General features: G+C 47.4%; 23 protein-coding genes and 1 pseudogene. 7 read left to right on the plus strand and 17 right to left on the minus strand.

Going from position 1 to position 21,416, the window contains the following annotated elements:
• Positions 1-7 precede the first annotated feature (7 nt).
• Together EDM52_RS12695 and EDM52_RS24690 are read right to left on the minus strand one after the other, a co-directional pair.
• A complete protein-coding gene (locus tag EDM52_RS12695; protein ID WP_122909351.1) occupies positions 8-1,291 on the minus strand; it encodes a DEAD/DEAH box helicase in 1,284 nt (427 codons plus the stop codon).
• A gap of 116 nt (positions 1,292-1,407) precedes the next feature.
• Complete coding sequence (locus tag EDM52_RS24690) at positions 1,408-1,551, minus strand: hypothetical protein (RefSeq protein WP_183185060.1); 144 nt, start codon at positions 1,549-1,551, stop codon at positions 1,408-1,410.
• A gap of 115 nt (positions 1,552-1,666) precedes the next feature.
• On the opposite strand from EDM52_RS24690, the gene EDM52_RS12700 reads away from it, so the two are divergent.
• Positions 1,667-2,752, plus strand: a complete 1,086-nt coding sequence (locus tag EDM52_RS12700; protein WP_122909352.1) for a phosphodiester glycosidase family protein — start codon at positions 1,667-1,669, stop codon at positions 2,750-2,752.
• Positions 2,753-2,792: 40 nt separating this feature from the next.
• On the opposite strand, the pseudogene EDM52_RS12705 reads toward EDM52_RS12700, so the two are convergent.
• The 3 genes and pseudogenes from EDM52_RS12705 to EDM52_RS12715 all read right to left on the minus strand — a co-directional run bounded on the left by EDM52_RS12705 (position 2,793) and on the right by EDM52_RS12715 (position 6,126).
• A pseudogene (locus tag EDM52_RS12705) lies at positions 2,793-3,534 on the minus strand (VOC family protein).
• 130 nt (positions 3,535-3,664) lie between these two features.
• Positions 3,665-5,236: an ABC-F family ATP-binding cassette domain-containing protein gene (locus tag EDM52_RS12710; RefSeq protein ID WP_122909353.1), complete on the minus strand. Its 1,572-nt coding sequence runs from the start codon at positions 5,234-5,236 to the stop codon at positions 3,665-3,667.
• A 26-nt stretch (positions 5,237-5,262) separates the two neighbouring features.
• Complete coding sequence (locus tag EDM52_RS12715; RefSeq protein ID WP_122909354.1) at positions 5,263-6,126, minus strand: HEPN domain-containing protein; 864 nt, start codon at positions 6,124-6,126, stop codon at positions 5,263-5,265.
• A gap of 172 nt (positions 6,127-6,298) precedes the next feature.
• Here EDM52_RS12715 and EDM52_RS12720 point away from each other — a divergent pair, with 172 nt between their 5' ends.
• Together EDM52_RS12720 and EDM52_RS12725 are read left to right on the plus strand one after the other, a co-directional pair.
• Positions 6,299-6,448, plus strand: coding sequence for a small acid-soluble spore protein P (locus EDM52_RS12720; RefSeq protein WP_122909355.1), 150 nt, complete (start codon positions 6,299-6,301; stop codon positions 6,446-6,448).
• A gap of 146 nt (positions 6,449-6,594) precedes the next feature.
• Positions 6,595-7,326: a hypothetical protein gene (locus EDM52_RS12725; RefSeq protein WP_122909356.1), complete on the plus strand. Its 732-nt coding sequence runs from the start codon at positions 6,595-6,597 to the stop codon at positions 7,324-7,326.
• Positions 7,327-7,341: 15 nt separating this feature from the next.
• On the opposite strand, the gene EDM52_RS12730 is transcribed toward EDM52_RS12725, so the two are convergent.
• From EDM52_RS12730 to pdhA, 5 genes are all read right to left on the minus strand, one after another.
• A complete protein-coding gene (locus EDM52_RS12730; protein ID WP_122909357.1) occupies positions 7,342-7,506 on the minus strand; it encodes an aspartyl-phosphate phosphatase Spo0E family protein in 165 nt (54 codons plus the stop codon).
• A 160-nt stretch (positions 7,507-7,666) separates the two neighbouring features.
• Complete coding sequence (gene lpdA, locus EDM52_RS12735) at positions 7,667-9,076, minus strand: dihydrolipoyl dehydrogenase (protein WP_122909358.1); 1,410 nt, start codon at positions 9,074-9,076, stop codon at positions 7,667-7,669.
• A gap of 6 nt (positions 9,077-9,082) precedes the next feature.
• The gene (locus tag EDM52_RS12740; RefSeq protein WP_122909359.1) at positions 9,083-10,492 is read right to left on the minus strand and encodes a dihydrolipoamide acetyltransferase family protein; all 1,410 of its coding nucleotides are present in this window, start codon (positions 10,490-10,492) and stop codon (positions 9,083-9,085) included.
• Positions 10,493-10,597: 105 nt separating this feature from the next.
• Positions 10,598-11,578, minus strand: a complete 981-nt coding sequence (locus EDM52_RS12745) for an alpha-ketoacid dehydrogenase subunit beta (protein ID WP_122909360.1) — start codon at positions 11,576-11,578, stop codon at positions 10,598-10,600.
• 3 nt (positions 11,579-11,581) lie between these two features.
• On the minus strand, positions 11,582-12,667 hold the full coding sequence (pdhA, locus tag EDM52_RS12750; RefSeq protein ID WP_122909361.1) for a pyruvate dehydrogenase (acetyl-transferring) E1 component subunit alpha: 1,086 nt from the start codon (positions 12,665-12,667) through the stop codon (positions 11,582-11,584).
• A 326-nt stretch (positions 12,668-12,993) separates the two neighbouring features.
• Here pdhA and EDM52_RS12755 point away from each other — a divergent pair, with 326 nt between their 5' ends.
• Entirely contained in the window at positions 12,994-13,728 is a 735-nt protein-coding gene (locus EDM52_RS12755) for an alpha/beta hydrolase (protein WP_122909362.1), read from the plus strand.
• Between the two features lie 12 nt (positions 13,729-13,740).
• On the opposite strand, the gene EDM52_RS12760 is transcribed toward EDM52_RS12755, so the two are convergent.
• Together EDM52_RS12760 and ltaE are read right to left on the minus strand one after the other, a co-directional pair.
• A complete protein-coding gene (locus EDM52_RS12760; RefSeq protein WP_183185062.1) occupies positions 13,741-13,932 on the minus strand; it encodes a hypothetical protein in 192 nt (63 codons plus the stop codon).
• A 109-nt stretch (positions 13,933-14,041) separates the two neighbouring features.
• On the minus strand, positions 14,042-15,082 hold the full coding sequence (ltaE, locus tag EDM52_RS12765) for a low-specificity L-threonine aldolase (RefSeq protein ID WP_276330115.1): 1,041 nt from the start codon (positions 15,080-15,082) through the stop codon (positions 14,042-14,044).
• Positions 15,083-15,193: 111 nt separating this feature from the next.
• On the opposite strand from ltaE, the gene EDM52_RS12770 reads away from it, so the two are divergent.
• Positions 15,194-15,496, plus strand: coding sequence for a HesB/IscA family protein (locus EDM52_RS12770; protein ID WP_122909364.1), 303 nt, complete (start codon positions 15,194-15,196; stop codon positions 15,494-15,496).
• Positions 15,497-15,552: 56 nt separating this feature from the next.
• Here EDM52_RS12770 and EDM52_RS12775 read toward each other — a convergent pair whose 3' ends face one another.
• The 4 genes from EDM52_RS12775 to yneA all read right to left on the minus strand — a co-directional run bounded on the left by EDM52_RS12775 (position 15,553) and on the right by yneA (position 18,972).
• A complete protein-coding gene (locus EDM52_RS12775; RefSeq protein WP_122909365.1) occupies positions 15,553-17,793 on the minus strand; it encodes a HelD family protein in 2,241 nt (746 codons plus the stop codon).
• 36 nt (positions 17,794-17,829) lie between these two features.
• Positions 17,830-18,204 carry a fluoride efflux transporter CrcB gene (crcB, locus tag EDM52_RS12780; RefSeq protein ID WP_122909366.1) on the minus strand — a complete coding sequence of 125 codons (375 nt, stop codon included), beginning with the start codon at positions 18,202-18,204 and terminating at the stop codon, positions 17,830-17,832.
• A gap of 110 nt (positions 18,205-18,314) precedes the next feature.
• Positions 18,315-18,512 (minus strand): DUF896 domain-containing protein, encoded by a 198-nt coding sequence (locus EDM52_RS12785; RefSeq protein ID WP_122909367.1) that lies wholly within the window; start codon positions 18,510-18,512, stop codon positions 18,315-18,317.
• A 76-nt stretch (positions 18,513-18,588) separates the two neighbouring features.
• Positions 18,589-18,972 carry a cell division suppressor protein YneA gene (gene yneA / locus EDM52_RS12790; protein WP_122909368.1) on the minus strand — a complete coding sequence of 128 codons (384 nt, stop codon included), beginning with the start codon at positions 18,970-18,972 and terminating at the stop codon, positions 18,589-18,591.
• Between the two features lie 188 nt (positions 18,973-19,160).
• Between yneA and lexA the strand changes: the two genes are divergently transcribed.
• Positions 19,161-19,784 carry a transcriptional repressor LexA gene (gene lexA, locus EDM52_RS12795; protein ID WP_122909369.1) on the plus strand — a complete coding sequence of 208 codons (624 nt, stop codon included), beginning with the start codon at positions 19,161-19,163 and terminating at the stop codon, positions 19,782-19,784.
• 166 nt (positions 19,785-19,950) lie between these two features.
• On the opposite strand, the gene EDM52_RS12800 is transcribed toward lexA, so the two are convergent.
• Entirely contained in the window at positions 19,951-20,433 is a 483-nt protein-coding gene (locus EDM52_RS12800; RefSeq protein WP_122909370.1) for a DUF456 domain-containing protein, read from the minus strand.
• 224 nt (positions 20,434-20,657) lie between these two features.
• Here EDM52_RS12800 and EDM52_RS12805 point away from each other — a divergent pair, with 224 nt between their 5' ends.
• Positions 20,658-21,296, plus strand: a complete 639-nt coding sequence (locus EDM52_RS12805) for a LysE family translocator (RefSeq protein WP_122909371.1) — start codon at positions 20,658-20,660, stop codon at positions 21,294-21,296.
• Positions 21,297-21,416 lie beyond the last annotated feature (120 nt).

The following is a 21,416-nucleotide window of genomic DNA, read 5'->3' on the forward strand; positions in this document are numbered from 1 at the left end:
GTCCTTCTTATGTACGTGTCTTGCCTGGCTTCCGATTCTTCAGAGCATCTGGTCTACCCTGACCAGTCTTTGTTCCTTCCGGTTTACCGGGACTTCCTTGTCTGGTCGGCTTGATTTGCTCACTGCCGGCTTTTCCTCGTTGCTCTGGCTTTCGCTCGGCTTTTGGAGCTTCCAAAGCGCCATACGCCATTTGCTTCTCCGTGATGGAGATCCCGGTCTGTTTGGCGAACTTGCGAACGATAAACAGTTCCTGGTTGGTCACAACAGAAAAGACAAGTCCTGCTCTTCCCATCCGTCCGGTACGTCCGCTTCTATGCACATAGGTATCAGCATCAGGTGCAGGATCGTAGTGGACAACACACTCTACACCGGGGATATCAATCCCTCTGGCGGATACATCTGTCGTGATCAATACAGGAAAAACTCCGTCGCGAAATTGCTGAATGGTACGTGCACGCTCTTCTTTTGAAGCCTCCCGGTGAAGGAGACGGCATGGCAGATGGTGATAGTTGAGTTTGGATACGATCTCGTCAACCTTTTCAATCTGATTGACGAACACGATTGATGACCGTACATTTACCAGTCGAAGCAACCTTCGCAGTGTATCCACTTTTCTGCGCGGATCTGTTACCAGATACATATGAGCAACTCCTGCTGCTCCTTCTGGTGCAGCAGCGCGAATGACTACCGCATCACGGGATAGGTTCGAGGCTGCCTGAATCACTTCCGTCGGGATTGTAGCCGAAAAGAATAGGCGCTGTGTATCTCGCAGTGTTCGCTTCATTACGTCTGCAACAGGCTTGCCAAAGCCAGCATCCATCATGCGATCTGCTTCATCGACTACGACGACTTTTACTTCGTGGACCTTTAGCTTGCGCTGATCAATCAACTCCAGCAATCTTCCCGGTGTAGCGATGATCAGAATGGGTTTTTTCTTCAGGCGCTCTATCTGACGTTTGACATCCACTCCCCCAATCAAAGGGAGAACGGCTGAATCCTGAGACGGGAGCAGTCCTTCTGCTTCTCGGGCGATTTGCATGACTAGTTCATGCGTGGGTGCCAAAACGATCGCCTGTACATCCTTTTTATCGAGATCCATCCTGGACAGGATTGGCAGCAAATAAGCAAATGTCTTGCCTGTCCCCGTAGGTGATTCGATAAAGGCGTCTTTTCCTTCCAATATGACAGGAATCGCTTCCGCTTGAACTGGGGTAGGCGTTTCCATTTTACGCTCATGTAAAATTTGCAGTAATGATGCTCCAATGTGTAAATCAGCAAACGTGGTACTCACAAGAACCCTCCTGGCTTGAAAATCTTGCATTGGGTAAGCTTACCACACTTTGCCCGGACGGAACAGTGGTCACAACGAAGAGGCGAAATCCAAATGCGGACCTCGCCAGCCATTCATTAACCGTTATTGGAATCCATACGGGTCTCTTGTTTTTCCATCTGGTCGTGTCGATCCCGGCTTGTCGTCTGATTCCGCGTCCCCTTTTCACTCTCCATGTACTCCTCTACTTCTTTTTGAAACTGGTCGTCATATCCACGCACACGCCTCACCTCCTGGAGTTAGCTTGCCCTGCATTCCTTTACGTTCATTCCCTGAAACTTTTTACCCATTTTTACGTCCTTACCTATAGACACAGTTAGGAAATGAGTGAACTCGATGCAGACGTTATCACGGGCCAGGACACACAAGCGAAAGAAAGGCTCTCGGCGACGACCCGTTCGCTGGGTTAAACGTTTTTTACTTGTAAGCACGCTTACTTTCACTTCTTTCGCACTTATTGGGATGATCTTTCTTTTCGGAACCAAAGTGGGTGAAGAACTGCGCGAATGGGCCGCAGGTACACTTTTGACCACACAGCATGACTATTGGGCACCCTATACCTTTTTACCAGAAGAAAAGCTGAATGCCCTGCGGCAGCAAATCAAGAATCCGGAAGTGATCAATTCAGAGTCGGAGCCCGATAAGCCAGCAATGGCTCTTCCCACTCTCCCTCAGGTAGTTGACCCGGAACCTGAGAAACCCAAGGAACTCATTGAAATAGAAGACATCTATGTGACCAAGAGCAATTATTTCTTCAGGGGAAAAATCATGTACATTCATGACCCCAAACGAGTAGAACTGTTGATTACCAATCGGAAAGATCGCGGAGACCTCTTGGACGAATTCGTAAAGAAAACCAACGCCATCGGAATCGTAAACGCAAGTGGCTTCCACGATCCGGACGGCTATGGCAAGGGAGCGAAAGCGTACGGAGTGGTTATTAAAGACGGCAAGATCCTGCAAAGCTACAATCCCAAAACAGGCGAAACCGCACTGGGGATCACGTACGATGGGAAATTGGTGACAGGCAGCTACAGCGCCGAGCAACTGGTGAAAATGGGGGTTCGTGATGCCATGAGCTTCCGCCCGCAGCTGATCGTCAATGGTAAAAACCTGTTCGCAGACAAGCCCGCCAAGAGCTGGGGCATTCAACCGCGCACCGCGATTGGGCAAAAAGAAGACGGCACCATCGTTTTCGCCGTCATAGATGGACGTCAGCCCAGTCACTCCATCGGAGCCAGCATGAATGACATGGCCGAGTTATTGGCGGAGCGTGGTGTTGTTACGGCAATGGCGATGGACGGCGGTTCCAGCTCGATGATGCTTTATAAGGGTGAAGCTATCACCAGCACTTCCTCTCCCTACCACAGGGGCCGTTATTTGCCGAATGCATGGGCCGTTATGGCGGAGGGTGTGGAATAATATGACCCTAACACGCGGCAGCTCGCTTTCTGCCGCGTGTTTATTTTTCTTCAACAGAAAGGGGGATTTTCAATTTTCTCGGAATATCGGAGGAAAAATTCGGAGTGTACTGTACAGAAAATAAATACCCTTCTAAATAAAAGGATAGTTCACTTTCGCTAGATTCAAAGGGAATATTGCCATTTTCAAGTTTTTTCTGTATTCCCTGCAAAAATGAAAGATCAGGTGTTCCAAATGTGACCTGCATTTTGGGTGGAAGAGCTTTCATTGCAATGGGAATCCAAGGTCTTTCTCTCCAATTCGCAACAATATATGCGGTTCCACTGATCACGAAATTAAATATTTCTCTATCGGATAAGGTTTTCATGCCTAAATTGGATTTTAACCACTCTCTAAAAGATGGAACACTCTCCACTGGACACATAGTCATGGGCGATGATTTCAAGAAGATTTCCATCCCCATCACGAAAATACAGATTCAATCTGCCATCCTCCTCATCAATTTCATGACCATCTGCCCATTTAGCAATGAGCAGACCAGACTCATGAATCCTTTTGGCGGATTCATAAAACCTTGAATATGGCACTTGAAAAGCAAAATGAGCCGGAGAGATTGGTTCACTTGCCTCTACGAAGGATAAAGAAACATGTGGTGTTACCTTGAATGTAATCTCTCGATCCGTTTTTGATAAAACTGTGAAACCGAGACGGTCTGCATACACTTGCTGAACTCCTTGAATAGATACTGTCTGTAATGTCAATTTTGAAAAATGTGTGATCATAAGGCTCACCTTTTCCTTTTGAAAATTTTGGCAGTTTAACATTACCATATTCCGGTTGCCCCTTCACCTTAAAGTCCGCACCAAAAACAGGCACTCCCCTTCAGCCGGGAGTGCCTGTTATCTTTACATCCTAGAGTTTAATTGGAGCTTTGGCTTGAGCCTGGCTCCACTCCTCCACATTCCAAACCTGTGTAACCCAATCCTCGTAAAATTCAGGTTCGTGACATACCAGGAGGACGGTTCCCTTAAACTCCTTCAAGGAACGCTTCAGCTCTTCCTTGGCTACAACGTCCAAATGGTTCGTTGGCTCGTCAAAGACAAGCCAGTTGCTTTCCCGTTGAAGCAGTTTGCAGAGGCGGACCTTTGCCTGCTCGCCACCGGAGAGAGCGTTCATGTTCCGGTTAATGTGTTCATTTTTCAGTCCGCAGCGAGCAAGCGCTCCGCGAACCTCGTGGTTGTTCATCGCAGGGAATTCATTCCAGACTTCTTCCAAGGCGGTAAGGGGCTTCGCCTTCACTTCTTGTTCGAAGTAGGCTGGATGCAGGAAATCTCCTCGATCCAACTTGCCTCCTAGTGGTGGAATGATACCCAGCAGCGTTTTCAGCAAAGTAGATTTACCCACACCGTTCATACCGACGATCGCTACTTTTTCGCCTCGCTCCAGCTTGACAGTCAGCTTCGGTAAAAGCGTGTGGCTGTAGCCGATTTCCAGATCCTCTGCTTCAACCACAAAGCGGCTGCTGGCGCGGGATTCCTTAAAGATAAAGGTCGGCTTGGCTGCTGTCTCAGGTTTGTCGATGCGATCCATACGATCCAATTGCTTCTGGCGGCTTTTCGCGCGTCCGGTGGTAGACGCCCTAGCCTTGTTTCTCGCGATGAAGTCTTCCATTTTAGCAATCTCTTCCTGTTGCTTCTCGAATGCGTCAAAATGCTGGGTACGCTTCGTTTCTGACTGCGCCAGGAAAGACTCGTAGTTTCCGGTATACCGATTCAGCTTGGTGAATTCCAGATGGTAAATGACGTTAACTACCTCGTTCATGAAGGAGGTATCATGAGAAATCAGCATAAACGCATACGGATACTCTTTCAGATAGTTTTTGAGCCATACGATATGCTCTTCATCCAGGTAGTTTGTCGGCTCATCAAGCAGCAGAACCGTAGGACGTTCCAGTAGCAGTTTGGCCAGCAGAACTTTGGTTCTTTGTCCACCCGATAAAGAAGCGACATCTCGTTCCAGACCGATGGCGCTAAGCCCTAAAGCATTGGCAATCTCATCGACTTTGGCATCGATCAGATAAAAGCCGCTGGTTTCCAGACGATCCTGGATTTCACCCATGCGCTCCAGCAGTTCTTCCAGTTCTTCAGGAGATGCTTCTGCCATCTTCTCCCCTATCACCATCAGCTCTGCTTCCTGCTCCAGCAGTGGCAAGAATGCATCCTTCAGTACATCACGGATCGTTTTTCCTGCTTGAAGCTTGGTGTGTTGATCCAAGTATCCGTATTGGACCTTGGGCATCCATTCAATCCGGCCATGATCAGGCATGTTTTGACCGGTCAGAATACCCATCATCGTTGATTTTCCTGTACCGTTCGCACCGACGAGACCTACACGATCTCCGGGCTGCAGACGAAATGATACTTCGCGAAACAAAATACGATCCCCAAAGCCGTGGGACAAATTTTCCACAATCAATACACTCATAGGTTCCTCCTGGTTCGTAACCTCTCTTAGACGTTTAAAGTAATTCTTTCAAAGCGTTGCGGTGCATAGCGCTGTACATAATTCTCGCCTGACATGATCAATTCATCCAAGCGATTGCGTAAATCCTGAATCGTAATGCCTTCCATCGCTGTATTCAAAATGGCAGCCCGAGCCATCATCCTCAGCAAATTGACTTCATTGACAATCTTTTTGCCGAAAACTTTTCCACTATGAACGATCTCTGATCGATGATTATACGATTTTTTGATGAACTCCGCAATATTTTGCCGTTCCTCAAACGTTGCTCCAAAATAATACGCCATCCGAAGCCGTAATTTGTAGGTGATTTCGCCCTTTTTTCCATCAGGTACAAACAAGGATTCAAGCGCAATCCACAAATCGAGCAGTTGATCTTCGGGGCTCTTTTTTTCCAGAGAAAGCGTATAACGGCGAAAGGCAAGCGAGGGTAACTTTTGATCAAGCAACGACATGAATATAGTCTCGGCATCCTGATCAAATATATATTTGGGACCGTCTAGCGAACGTTTGAGATACGTAATCCCGTACATATTTTTCTCGATGGTAATGACATACGGGATGGAGCAAATTCCATTAATAACCGAGATGTTCAGCTTGCTTTCGATTTCTTCAATCCAATCCTGATCCTCTGTAATCCTCATGTCAGGATAATCTGCTACAAGGAACATGCTAGTCGGTTCAACTCGTTTATCGAATAGACGTTTGTTTTCGTCCATCTCATTGCGTAGATACTTGGATGCCAGCTCGTATGGCTTCTCGGCACCAGCTACGAGGTAGTAGGAATTAGGCAGCTCAATGCGGAACGGTTTTGTCGCAGTCGAATTGAAAACGGGTGCTATCAACAGTGGCATATAATCGCTCCTTTCTGATCCCAGTACTGTCCATTACCTCTTTATCAGTTAACATAATAATTATTATGTTATATATCGATGGTGCGTACAAGCTTCCTTATAGAATACCAGCATTTCCTATGTTTCGTCATCCTTCACTTGCATCAAACTATGCGAGAAGGAGTTGAATTCGATGAGAAACGATCCTAATTTTGAGGAAAACCCACATCAAGTGTACAACAACGAGGCACAACCACTAGAGCAGACTGGAGAACCGCTTCCAGGCTCAAAAAAAGTGAAACAGCAAAATCATTCCCGACAGATTAAAACAAGAGAAGGATAAGGACTTTCTACAAAAGAGTTCAAACTACGACACCCGGCCCTGACAGCCGGGTGTTTTTCCTTTTATTTACAACAAAAAAGATTGAATTGTCCCATCTGGTTGAACTATGATTAATTTACCATTTTGATTGGAGGTTAAAGCTAAAGATGATTCTCATTCCTCTGTCGGGCAATAGCCCACTATCCAATCATGTCAGCTATCATGTCTCTCCGCTGTATGAATTAGCGGCGAGTCTACACGCGTTGGCACAGATCGAACCACCAGAGCCATATCAAGTATGGACGAACGAGGTCATCGAGAGGTTTCGTATGGAAGGTCTGTTCAATGATTGGGATTATCTTTGTCCCCTGTTTCGATACGGCATCCCAGATCTATTCGAAGCGGATCAAACCAAAGGAGTAATGAGCGTTTCTGAGCTGTACCAATATTTTGTCACACTCACAACAGATGCCTTTGCTCAAAGCTTGAAGCCGCTTATTGCCAGTTGGAACCACTATCATGAACGTCCTCCAGTCGCTGACGACATACAAAATGACCCTGACTTTGTCAAAGGCCGCTTCAACCTGTTTATGTCTTCGTACTGGCAGTTGCTTTTTGAAGCGACCTGGGAAAAAATAGCCCCGCTTTTTGTTACTGAAGCGGAAAGAATTCAGCAAGCTTGTGCAGACTTTCCGACTCTACAATCCTATCTATACAAACTTTTCCCATCATTCTCATTTCAAGAGGAAAGGAACATGCTTGCCTTACACACTTCTGACCCTGATGAACAAGTACAAAGCCTGATCTTGCAGCCCAGTTATTTTACCTGTTCCACTTCCCACTCAAAGAAAAAAACGAGCCTCTATCTGCTTTACCCACTCAGCTATTCAAGCCGTTAACCCAATAAAAACGCCCTACGATGGGCGTTTTTCGTATTGTCGCATGTGTGCAACAATGAGTTTATCCAGCTGTTGGCTAATTCTCACGATTTCTGGGTCAAGAAAATTGTAACCTGCGTTTTTTGCAGCGCTTTCGAGCTTATGCCGCAAGTCATCAATCATCTTACTCGTAATCTCCATGCTGCCGACCCCCACCCGCACTAAGTCTCCCACTATTTTACATTATATACGATATACTGGAAAGGGTATATGTGGAAGAAATAGCCTTGCACCGATTTTTTGGTACAAGGCTATTGATTTGTACGTTTATAGTTATGTCTGCACTCGTGGTGAATAGAGCCTACTTCATTACATGAATCGGATGACCCAATGCCAATTCGGCAGCTTCCATCGTAACTTCGCCCAAAGTTGGATGCGCATGGATGGTCAACTCGATATCCTCTAAGGTCGCACCCATTTCAATAGCCAATCCTACTTCAGCGATAATATTGGACGCTTCTGGTCCCACGATTTGCGCACCAAGAACGAGCTTAGATTCCTTATCGGCAATCAGTTTTACATAGCCTTCGCCTGCATTAACGGACAGCGCACGTCCGTTTGCTGCGAAAGGAAAACGACCGACAATATAATCGATACCCTGTTCTTTGGCTTCTCTTTCGTTGATTCCAACGCTTGCAATTTCCGGATCGCAGAAAACAACAGCAGGAATTGCCTTGTAATCTACTTCGGAAGGTTTGCCCGCGATTGCTTCAGCCGCCACTTTCGCCTCATAGGATGCTTTGTGAGCCAAAGCTGGTCCAGCTACGATATCACCGATCGCGTAGACATTCGGGATGTTCGTACGGCCTTGCTTATCGACAACGACCAGACCTCTGTCTGTCAGGTTCATTCCCACTTCACGTAGACCAAGCTCATCTGTATTTGGACGACGTCCTACGGTAACCAGGATGTATTCAGCTTCGATTTTCTGTTGTTCGCCCTTCACTTCAGCGGAAACAATGACGCCATTTTCGGTCTCTTCCATACCTTGAGCCAAAGCCTTGGTTTTGATTTCCACGCCCAGCTTTTTCAGCTTGCGCTCCACCAATCGCGGCATATCCGGCTCAAAGCCCGGCAGAATCTGATCAGAACCTTCGAGGATTGTCACTTTCGTACCGAATTTCGCAAACACGGTACCCAGCTCAATCCCGATATATCCACCACCGATGATCACGAGGCTTTTAGGCAGCTCCGTGAGGGAGAGTGCTTCTGTAGAAGACAGCACACGTTTGCCAAACGGGAATGCCGGCAGCTCGATTGGACGAGAGCCTGTCGCGATGATGCAATGCTCAAAGCGATAACGGTTTACATCGTAGCCGTGGAATACACGAACTTCATTTTCAGTTACGAACAAGGCTTCTCCAGGGATAACCTGGATTTTGTGTCCTTTAAACAGAGAAGCGACTCCACCTGTCAATTGTTTGACAATGCCGCCCTTCCATTCTTGTACTTTGGCAAAATCCACTCGTACGTTATCCATGGTAATCCCCATAGATGCGGTATGCTGCGTATGCTCATAGGTGTGAGCTGCATGGATCATCGCCTTGGAAGGGATGCAACCCACGTTTAGGCACACACCGCCTAGTTCTGCTTTTTCCACCACAGCAACTGTTTTCCCGAGTTGAGCCGCACGGATGGCTGCTACATATCCGCCGGGACCAGCGCCGATGACGAGGACGTCTACTTCTGTTGTAAATTCTCCTACTACCATAGTTGTTTATCCCTCCATGACGAGCAGCGTAGGGTTTTCCAGAAGCTGCTTCACGTAGTTGACAAAACGCTGTGCAGGCTCGCCATCCACCAAGCGATGGTCAAAGCTGAGCGAGAGAGACAGGACTTGACCCACTACGATTTCTCCGTTTTTCACCACTGGTTTTTCGGTGATGCGGCCGACTCCCAGAATGGCAACCTCTGGATAGTTGATAATTGGGGTAAAGAACATGCCACCGGCAGAACCAATATTGGTGATGCTGAATGTGGAACCTTTCAGATCATCCGCAGTTGCTTTGCGGTCACGAGCTTTTTTCGCAAGTTCACCGATCTCCGCCGAGATTTGGAAGATCGATTTGCTGTCAGCACCTTTCACGACTGGTACCAAGAGACCATCCTCGGTGGAAGTCGCGATCCCGATGTTATAGTATTTTTTGTAGATGATTTCTTGTTTTTCATCATCGATGGAAGCGTTCAGCTCAGGGAATTTCTTCAATCCTGCTACTACAGCCTTCACGATCATAGGCAGATACGTCAGTTTGATGCCGCGTTCTTCTGCCAAAGGCTTCGCTTCTTTGCGCATTTCAACAAGCGCTGTCACATCTACTTCGTCGAAGATGGTGACATGTGGTGCTGTATAAGCGGACTTGACCATCGCTTTGGCAATCGCTTTACGCATGCCTTTGAGTGGTACACGCTCTTCTATCTCTCCACCTTGGGTAGGAGTGTAATGAACAGTAGGAGTCGCAGCTGCTTGGGAAACACCTCTCGCTGCTTGCGCTTCGCTTGCTGGAGCCACAGCTGCCGCATTGGATTGCTCTGCTGCTGGAGCTGACGCTGCTACTGCACCGCCTGCTACAAAACGGTCTACGTCTTCACGAGTAATGCGTCCCAGCTTGCCGGTTCCCGGTACTGTGTTCAGGCTAACTCCTTTTTCACGTGCATATTTCCGCACAGATGGAGTGGCCAATACGTGCTTGCGATCAATCGGTGCAGCTACTGCTGTAGCTGTTGCCGCAGATGCCAAAGGCGTTTCCAAAGACTGGTTCGCGTTTGCACTCACTTGGGAGCCAATATCACACCCTGGCTCCATCTTTTCATCTGCTGCAGGCGCTGGTGCTGCTTCTGTTGCTTGTGCTTCACCATGACCGTGGTCAGGCAGGTTCGGGATTTCCCCTTCCACTTCGAATTCAATCAATGGATCACCTACGACACTTACGGTGCCTTCTGTTACTTTCAGATCAATGACTTTTCCCTTTACAGGAGAAGGTACTTCTACTACTGCTTTATCATTTTGTACTTCCATGATCACTTGGTCTTCTTCTACGGAATCCCCCGGCTGGACGTGCCATTTGACGATCTCGCCTTCATGGATACCCTCACCAAGCTCTGGGAGTCTGAATGTAAAACGACTCACGCTATTCTCCTCCTTCATAAACACTTGCCGTATTTTCAACAGGTTTGTGCCAAAAGAAGGCGGAAAGCTCTCAACTTTTCCGCCAATTGTATCCTTGTTAAGCCATTAGAAGTCAAGCACTTGGGTCAGGCCGTCCACAACACGCTTCACGTCTGGGAGCCATACATCCTCTGCCTGTGCAAAAGGATATACGGTATCAGGAGCTGTTACGCGCAGGACAGGTGCTTCCAGGTGAAGAATGGCACGCTCATTGATTTGCGTGATGATTTCCGCTGCTACACCAGAAGTTTTTTGAGCTTCCTGTACAACAATGGCACGGTTGGTTTTCTTCACAGATTCCACGATCGTGTCGATATCGAGTGGGCTAATCGTTCTCAGGTCGATTACTTCTACTTTCGCTCCACGTGCTTTCTCGATTTCTTCAGCCGCTTTCAGGCTGGTATGCACCATCGCACCATACGTAATAATGGTAACGTCGCTACCTTCTTTGACGATGTTCGCCTTGCCCAGCGGAATGGTGTACTCACCCTCTGGAACTTCTTGGCGGAACGAACGATACAGCTTCATATGCTCCAGGAAAACGACTGGATCGTTGTCGCGGATTGCAGAGATCAGCAAGCCTTTTGCATCGTATGGATTGGAAGGAATGACGACTTTCAGACCTGGGGTTTGCAGCATCAAGCCCTCGAGGGAGTCAGCATGCAGCTCAGGTGTTTTCACGCCTCCACCAAATGGAGAGCGGAATGTAACAGGACTGGAAAAACGTCCGCCGGAACGGTAACGCATACGAGTTGCTTGGGAAGCAATCGCGTCAAATGTCTCGAATACGAACCCGAAGAATTGGATCTCGGCTACAGGACGGAATCCGTTGATGGAAAGTCCTACTGCCAGTCCGCCGATTCCGGACTCAGCGAGCGGCGTATCAAATACGCGCTGCTCGCCGAATTCTGCTTGCAGTCCTTCAGTAGCGCGGAATACCCCGCCGTTGTTCCCTACGTCTTCCCCAAAGACGAGTACGGTTTCGTCGCGTTTCAACTCTACGCGCATTGCATCCGTAATGGCTTGAACCATTGTCATTTGTGCCATGGCTTACTTCGACTCCTTCGCCAGGTATTCTGCCTTTTGCTCTTCCAATGCAGGTGGCAGTGTCTCGAACATTACATCGATCAGCTCGGATACTTTCATTTTTGGTGTTTCATCTGCTTTTTTGATGGCGTCAGCTACCGCTTGTTTCGCTTCTTCAATGACAGCTTCCTCGTCTTTTTCGCTCCAGAGGCCTTTGCCTTCCAGGTATTTGCGGAAGCGAATCAATGGATCTTTCAGTTCCCACTCGCTTTGCTCTTCGCCTGTACGGTAGCGAGTTGGGTCGTCCCCTGCCATCGTATGAGGGCCATAGCGGTAAGTCAAAGCTTCGATCAGTGTTGCACCTTCGCCGTTAACACCGCGCTCTTTTGCTTTTTGTACAGCATAGTAAACCGCCATGATGTCCATACCGTCGATGCGCTCGCTTGCAATCCCTGCTGCAACCGCTTTTACAGCGATGTTTTCAGAAGCCGTTTGCTTTTCGAACGGAAGAGAAATCGCATAGCCGTTGTTTTGAGAGAAGAAGATGACAGGCAGCTTGTACACGCCTGCAAAGTTCATGCCTTCGTAGAAGTCACCTTGCGAAGTTGCTCCATCACCGAAGTAGTTGATCGCAACGCGCTTTTCACCGCGCAGCTTGTAGCCCATTGCAACACCAGTTGCTTGCGTACATTGAGCTGCGATGATGATTTGCGGCATCAGAACATTGACGCCTTCTGGAATCCGTCCACCCTCGATATGTCCGCGGGAGTATAGGAATGCTTTATGCATCGGATAGCCGTGCCACACCATTTGTGGAATGTCACGGTAGCTAGGCAGGATGAAGTCTTCTTTGGAAAGAGCAGCCTCGGAACCGATCATGCTCGCTTCTTGTCCTGCTACAGGTGCGTAGAAGCCAAGACGACCTTGACGGTTCAAGCTGATCGCACGTTGGTCCCACACACGTGTGAATACCATTTTACGCATGAGTTCGCGCAATTCATCATCAGAGAGATTGGGCATCAAGTCAGGACGGACTACAGTCCCATCCGGTGCAAGAATTTGCAGCGGGGTGTTATTGCCTGTTTGTTCAACAGCAGTGGATACGCTCATCACATTTCACCTCGTCACTAGTTTAAGGGCTTTTCCTGTAACCTTCGCTCGCCGGACAAATGAACCAAGCGATTGCTCAGTCATTGGGCGATAGATGATCCAAAGGAAGAATCCCTGGGAAAGCAGAAGAAAAATTGATCTGTGTAATCGGTTTTCAAGCACCTGTTACACTACCCTGTTATACCTCAGGGAAAAGTCTGTTCAATGTGTTATAGTATTGATATTACAGGGTTTATTTCCTCTCTGTTATCATTTACTATAAAAGCTGTATCAGTTTTTTTCAAGCCTTAGTTTTATATTTGATGAAAACAGGGGGGCCAAAAAACGTGTCTGATTATGTAAAACGCACGATTGTCAAAGAAGAAGTACCCAGTACTCACGTGGATTCACCACGTTTGGTCAAAGTTTATTTGCCACCTGGATATAATGAACTTCTCTCCTATCCCGTTGTCTACTGTCAGGATGGAAACGACTTTTTCACGATGGGACGAATTGCTACGATCGCCAACCAGCTTATTCTGGAGGAAGGCATTGAACCATTCCTGATCGTCGGCGTCTCGGTTGAGCGCAGCAAACGCACCAGTGAATATGCCGCTACTGGTTCACGCAACGAAGCGTACAAGCGTTTCTTTACAGGAGAATTGCTCCCCTATATCGAGGAGCGCTACCCTGTCCGCCGGGATTCCTCGGCACGAGTATTGGCTGGTGATTCGCTTGGAGGCACCGTATCGTTACATCTTGCACTGGATCGCCCTGACCTATTCGGACGGGTTCTCTCCTTATCAGGCGCCTTTTTCCAAACGACCCAAGACCAGCTTGCGCAAGCAGAAAGCCTTTCCTGGCTGAACATCTGGATGGTCGTCGGCCTGGATGAAACAGCCGTCGAAACACACACAGGCACGTATGACTTCGTCCACTGGAATCGACTCGCCAAAAATGTGCTGGAGCAAAAAGGTGCAGCTATCTCCTACCGTGAAAAACCAGGGGATCATGTCTGGGGTTTGTGGCAAAAGGAATTGCCTGATGGACTTCGTCACTTTTTCCCTGCTCTCCGCCTGTAGGCTTCACCCAGGCTACAAGCCGTTAATTTCCTGAATATCTTCATAGCTGTAATAGCGGCCATCTGCCAGGTAAATTCCTTGGTGGGTGGCTTTATCGATTTCTCCAGCCACTTGCGTATCATTGCCGAGCACGATATTGACTATTTTGCTTTCATCACGTTGCATCTGGTTTTGGATGCGTTCTCTGTCTTTTGCTGAAATCATGGTTATCCCTCATTTCCTAATGATTGGATACCCTTAGTATTTCTTTGGCTTTGATGATTTACACGCAAGATGGACGGATTCACTTGCAGCGCAAAAAAGAAGCCCCCACTTAACGGAGGGCCTTTGTCTCTTCCACGATGCCTTCCATGATCTCGAGCACGCGGGTAATATCCTGTTCTTCAATATGTCGGTGTGTCGTGAAGCGGGTTACGTACTGGTCGAAATCGTTGGCAAGTACTCCTTTTTCCCGCAGACGTGAAATAAATTGTTCTGCTGTAAGTTTCAGGGAATGCGTGTTCACCAGAACGATGTTTGTCTCTACAGGTTCTACTTCAATCTGCAATTTTTGAAGGCCAACCTCCAGCTGCTTGGCACGATCATGGTCTTCCTGCAAACGCTGGGTCATCTCTGTCAAGGCCAGAATACCCGGCGCGGCCAGATACCCCGCTTGCCGCATACCTCCGCCCAGCTTTTTGCGCCACCATCTCGCTTCTTCAATAAAGTCGCGATCACCCGCCAAAACAGAGCCTACCGGTGCACTCAAGCCTTTTGACAAACAGACTTGAACTGTATCGGTATAGCGAGTCAGCTCACGTACATCGATCCCTAAAGCTACGGCTGCATTATACAGACGAGCGCCATCTAAATGGACTGGAATATGCCTTGCAGATGCTACATCGTATACGGCTTTCATCTGGTCAGGGGTAAGGACAGCCCCACCCGCTCGATTATGTGTGTTTTCCAAACAGATCAATTTGGTACGAGGATAATGAATATTCACCCCGCGAATGGCCTTCTCGACATCTGTTGCTTGCATCGCCCCGCGGACCCCAGGCAAAGTACGTGTCTGCACGCCCGCTAAAGCCGCCATCGCCCCAGCTTCGTAATAGAACAGGTGGGACTCAGCTTCCAGAATCACTTCATCGCCATTTACACAATGGGTAAGCACGGCAACCTGATTCCCCTGCGTTCCACTGGTAACAAACAAGGCAGCTTCTTTTCCTAAATAATCAGCTGCGATTTCCTCCAAACGATTGATGGTTGGATCTTCTTTGTATACATCATCGCCGACTTCCGCTTGGGCCATCGCATCAATCATGGCTTCCGTCGGTTTTGTTACGGTATCACTGCGCAAATCTATCTTTTTCACAGCTCTATCCCCTCTCTTCCGTGACTCCCTCTAGAGTTTCAACATTGCATCTGCATTTACCTCTTTGCTAAAATGTAGAAGAGACTTTATCAAAGTTAGGAGACTTGCCTCATGAAAGTAAAAATCACGCGTAATGCGGCGAAGCAACTCAAGCCCATTTTGGATCAGGAAGAAGACAAAGAACTAAAGCTTCGCGCTTACATAACACATGCGCATGGCGACCATGCACATTATGGCCTAGCTTTGGACAAGCCTACTGAGGACGATGTTGTGATTTCGACGGACAAAGAAATTGACGTCGTTTTAAAAAAGGATGATCCTTTGCTCGATGGAATCACGATTGATTATCTATACCTGCCGCAAGAAGGCTTCGTGATTACCAATCCTTCCAAAGGTAACCACGGCGATCATTAATCTCTAACGAATGACAAGACCCCCAGCTCCTTTTTGCATTGCTGGGGGTCTTTTGGTTACTCATTTACATAGTAATCTACCGGCAGATCTGCCAATAACGGCGCGTTTTCTCCTTGCCTTACAGTCAACACCAAGCGATGGACAGGTCGCGTCATCGCTACGTAAAGCAGCTTCGCATCCCATTCATTTTCTTCGTATTGATGGACATCGAGTAGGATCACCGCATCAAATTGCAAGCCTTTGGTCAAAAAGGCCGGCATGACGGTAATGCCTCCGGGATATTGCTTGTCTTTACTGCCTAGCAAGGTTATATTTGGAAGCTTTTCTTTGAGTGCCTTGTGTGCTTTTTTACTTCCCTGAATGGTCTTTGCGACAATCGCAATCGATTGAAGTCCTTCCCGTACATACTGCTCTACGCGATCGGCAACCATTTTCCACTGCTCTATTTCGGCAGAAGATGTAAGTAGAGATGGCATTTCACCGTGTCTCAAGACAGGTTTCGCTAAAATGGTTTCCGGCAATTCAATGCGGCGCAAGATCTCATTGGCACAGCGCATAATTTCAACAGTAGAACGATAGCTTTGAGAGAGTGTGTAATAGCTTGCACGGGGTTGCTGAAAGATTCCCTGTGTCAGTTCATCCCAGGAATGAATGCCCCTATATGCGTGAATCCCCTGAGCAATATCTCCGACAACGGTTATCGAATGTCCCTTGGTCATAAGGGCAATGACCCCGATCTCCAAAGCACTCAGATCTTGCGCTTCATCAATCACCGTATGGTCAAAATGTCCCGCCTTATCCAGTCCTTCAATCAGATGCTGCAAGTACAGGAGCGGAGCAATATCCTCTACTTCCAGTCGTTCCTGTTCAAATAGCTCTATTGTTGACGTACTGACATCGTGTACGATCTCGTCTGAAATGTCTGCAGGTGCCAGCAAGCGCAGAAGCTGTTCGTCAGTCATCAGCTCACGGTATGAGGCAAACACTTCAAGTCGCGGAAACGAAGTCATGTACTGATCGAGAATTTGATCGAGCATTTTCTCAAATTTAGCCAAGCCCTGTTTATCCAGATCTACTTTTAATTCACGTAAATGCGCGTAAAACTTCTTATTCATTTCCTGCTTCAGGTGCTTGCGCAAGGCATCAAGCCGTCGCTGGTACGGCAGGTTGGAGAATAGCTCCAAAAAGCTCTGTTTAATAAACTCACCATCAATGGCAAAAACCTGTTTGGTCCTCGTGTAGACGAAGCTGAGCTTTTTAAAGGGGATTCTTGTCCCTACAATATGCCGTATATACTGTTCCAGAGTGTCACGGCATACCAGCGAACCCTTGAATCTCAGACGGTTTCGCGCCATTTCCTGTTCTCTTGGATTCTGATCTTCCTCAAAGAATAGCGTCAACGGCTTATCCGGGCTCGTAATTCGCCAGCCTTTTGGCATGATGGGTTTGACCAGACGAGCAGCCCAATCTACAAAGGTAGACTGTTGGACGTCATCCACGCCGAGTTCTGGCAAAACCTCGGAGATATACGTCAAGAACATGCGGTTCGGTGCAAACACCATGAATTTTTTCGAAAGCATGGTGTCCTGGTAGTTATAGATCAAATAAGACAAACGGTGCAGGGCGATCGTCGTCTTTCCGCTACCGGCAACCCCCTGAACCACGATCGGCCTTTCTTTTTCAGCACGAATGATATCGTTTTGTTCCGATTGAATCGTAGCGACAATGTCCTTCAATCGACTGTCGTTCGTCTCATTCAAGTTCGCTGCAAGAAACTCGTCGATAAAACCCTCCTGCAAAAATTCGTCAGGATGTCCCATCTCCCGGTTGATCGTTTCTTTGACCGCTCCGTCATAGATCCCGGTTATTTTTCCATGCTCAATCGCAAAATTACGCTTCAGTCTCACTTCTCCACGAACAATCTCTCTACCCATTCGGTAAAAGGCATCCTTACTTTCACCGGAGTAATACAGACTGGCAATCGGTGCTCTCCAGTCCACCACGATGGAGTCAAATGTATCACTTCGCACAATGCCGCGCTTTCCTATGTAGACCGAGTCCAGTTCATAGACCTCATCCTTCAAGAAATCCACTCGACCAAAATAAGGCTTTTCTCGCCCCTGATCTTCCAAATAGCGCAGGTCCTTTGCTTTGGAGAAATTCACTACCTGCTTCACATAATCATCAGTAGCGTCCCGAATATCCTCGCGTAATTGAGCAATCTCATTATCGATGATGGAAACGGTCTCCTCTAGCTTCTTTTGCTCCTGATCATAATCACGATGCTGTATAGCCAACTGTCATCCTCCTCTCAAAGTTTGGTTGATGGACAGCTATACTGTCACTGAAAACTGTCGTGCCAGCCAAATCCCTGCACCGCACGCCAGTATACTCGCGACCACGCTGGTCAAACCATAGGTAATCCCTTTACTGTAGTGACCCTCCATCCAAAACGCGACAACCTCCAGTGAGAAAGTGGAAAACGTCGTAAACCCTCCCATCAAGCCAGTTGCGAACAAGAGGTACAATTCCGGAGAAAGCACTCCCCGTTCCTTTCCCCAGACCGCAAATACGCCTATACAAAATGATCCAACTATGTTTACGATCCAAGTTCCATACGGCCAACCGGGTTGATTAGCCACCAATGACAGTGCGTAACGCAACAACGAACCGACGGCACCGCCAACCGCTACTGCTAGCCACCCCATTGCTTCTCCTCCATTCGTGAAGAATCACAACCTTGCCCGATCCATTATTCATAGAAAAAGACACCCAAGCCTCATGCGTGGATGTCTGTTGAATATCGGTATCTGTTATCTTACTGTTTTGGACCGTTTTCTTCAAGGTCTTCTACGTAACGAATGGAATCCAAATTAGCTCGCAACGAAAGCTTAACAGCGTCGATATATTTTTGGCGAAGTGCTTTTTGCTCGCTTTTCTCTTCATCCGACAATCCCACTTCGCGAGATTTTTTGGAAAGCTCGTTAATACGTTTGATTTCTGCGTCAGTTACCACCGCTGGTTCCTCCCACTTTGCAGGTATGCCGCTCTATTATACCACACAGGCTATCCAGCGCAAATCTAAGAGCCGTCTAAGATTGAGGGATCGGAATCAGCAAGGTCTGGCCTGGATAGATCACGACATCTTCCAGTTCATTGATGACCTTGATCTCTTCTACTAATCGCTGCACATCCATGTTCGCTTCTTCCTGATATCGGACTGACAGCTTCCACAGGCTGTCACCCTCACGTACTGTCACCTCTTGTACTATGAGAGAAGGAGCGCTCGCAACTACCGCTTCATTTTCTTTTCCTGCAGAGCCTTCTGCCACCGAAGCAAACACCAGTTCGGTCAACAAGTAAAAAAAGAGAGAAAAAGTGATGAGAAAGAGAATAGCCTGTCCTCTCGTAACGCCAAATCGCACACGGCGTACTTCCTTTTTGGCAAATCGGTTATGTAAATGAGTAGCATGCATGATTAACCCTCCTACAAACGTACGTTCTGTTTTCTTGTTCTCATCATAAATGCGAACACTTGTTCATGTCAAGCGCATTTGACAAACTTTTTCTAGCAATTCGAGAAAAAAGTCGAACTTATGTTTGTCGAACGCAAGATCCCATGGTACAATATAGAAAACATGTTCGAGAAAACAGAGGTGTTTTCATGTCAAAACTATCCAATCGGCAACAAGCCATCATCGACTTCATTCGCAAGGAAGTTCGTGAAAAAGGGTATCCGCCGTCTGTCCGCGAAATTGGCGAAGCTGTCGGACTAGCCTCCAGCTCCACTGTACACGGCCATTTGGCACGACTGGAAAAAAAGGGCCTCATCCGTCGCGACCCTACCAAGCCAAGGGCGATTGAATTATTGTCCGAAGAGGATCGCTTTCAAGACGATTTTGAAGATTTTGTGGTTCGTGTTCCTGTCATCGGTAAAGTTACGGCTGGTCAGCCGATTACCGCGATCGAAGAGGTGGAAGAGTATTTTCCACTTCCAGAGAGCATCGTCACAGCGGACAAGGTCTATATGCTGCGAGTCTCTGGTAACAGTATGATTGAAGCGGGTATTCTGGACGGCGATTATGTGATTGTTCGCCAGCAAAGTGTTGCGAACAATGGCGATATCGTCGTAGCTATGACTGAAGAAGACGAAGCGACTGTAAAGCGATTCTTCAAAGAAAAAAATCACTTCCGCCTGCAACCGGAAAACTCGACGATGGAACCGATCATCCTGGACACTGTAACTATCTTGGGCAAAGTGATCGGTGTCTATCGATTGATGCATTAATTTCACTTTAGAAAACTTGGCTACGCCAAGCTTTTGGCGGAGCCTTAGTTGCACTTATACTATCTTCCGCTAATCTTTTTAGCGCTTTAGCGCACTTAAACTTTCCGATCGTACAAAAAAGACAGCCTCGGCTGTCTTTTTGCTTTCCTCCATTCGATTTGCATCCTCAGATCGCGAGGAAAAACCAGATGATCATTGCAATTTGAATGACCACTTTCACTACCGCACTGCTGAGAAATCCGATTAGGGATCCCACCCCTGCCTTTACTGCTCGCTCAATAGGCTGATTTTGCAAAAGCTCCACAACAACTACCAGTACAAACGGCAATATGATCATCCCAAATGGCGGAAAGATAAAGATCCCCAGAATGATCCCTACAACGGCAGCGAACGACGACCACTTCGATCCACCGTATCGTTTGACAAAATACATATTGGTCAAAAGATCCGCACCATACATCAGTATACTTAACACTACCATGCCCCACCAGAAGGATGCTGGCAATCCCTCTCCAGGTCCCGCCACAAAAAAGTGGTAAAGTAAAAATCCTCCCCACAACAGCACCGTATCAGGAAGCACAGGCAAGAATATTCCAGCGATGCTTAATAGGAAGAGAGCCACGATGATAACCCACAGCAGTATCTCCATGAATTGCACTCCTTTCTTCTAGTGGTATACGAACCAACCCTCTTCTTCGTTGCATGTTGTGCCTGCTTCTAGAAAAAGAACATCTATTTATTATGGAAGCCCTATGCGATAATACCACTTAGGATTCTGTGGTTTTCATGGGATAATGGTTCATTATTTCCTTTTACATCTGCAAAAATAGATTCAGAACATAAAACGAGAGTCGTTTTTTGGGGGAGATCAACATGTTTGAGCTTTCAACATTGGGAACATTCATCGCGTTCGTGATAGGCCTATTCTTAATCCCTGGCCCTGCTGTGCTGCTTACGATCACTCGTACCGTGCAGGGTGGACGTAGAGCTGGCATTCTGGCTGGACTGGGCATTGCCACAGGCGATTTGATCCATACGCTCTTTGCTGCATTGGGACTGTCCGCGATCCTGATGCACTCAGCACTTGCATTCAACATCGTCAAGTATGCCGGGGTCATTTACTTATGTTATCTGGGAATTCGCGCGATCATGGAGAAGCCGCAGGATGACAATCAGGAAGTCTCTGACTCCGGTACGAAGGATGTCACATCTTTTAAAGCCTACTGGCAGGCAATCGTAGCAGAGGTCCTTAATCCGAAAACAGCATTATTCTTTCTGGCCTTCATCCCACAGTTTGTTCATCCGGAGCGCGGAGCATCCTTTATCCAGTTCATGGTTTTAGGTCTGATCTTCGTCGGACTTAGTGTGCTGTATACATCCCTCATCGCATGCAGTATCCGCCCACTTGGCGTTTTGGTCAAAAAAATCACATGGCTTGGCCCTTGGAAGAACAAAATTGTCGGCTTTATTTACATCAGTCTGGGCTTAAAGGTGGCGCTGGAGTCAAAGTGAGCTTGAAGTACAGAGGATAACCCTGATTTTTCGATACAGCAGCAAAAACCAGATTATCGATCGTGATAAGCTGGTTTTTTCAATTAATTATGGAAAAGGAAGAAATCCTATTCCATCTCA

The organism is Brevibacillus invocatus, assembly GCF_003710915.1.
In the GTDB taxonomy this organism is placed as follows: domain Bacteria; phylum Bacillota; class Bacilli; order Brevibacillales; family Brevibacillaceae; genus Brevibacillus; species Brevibacillus invocatus.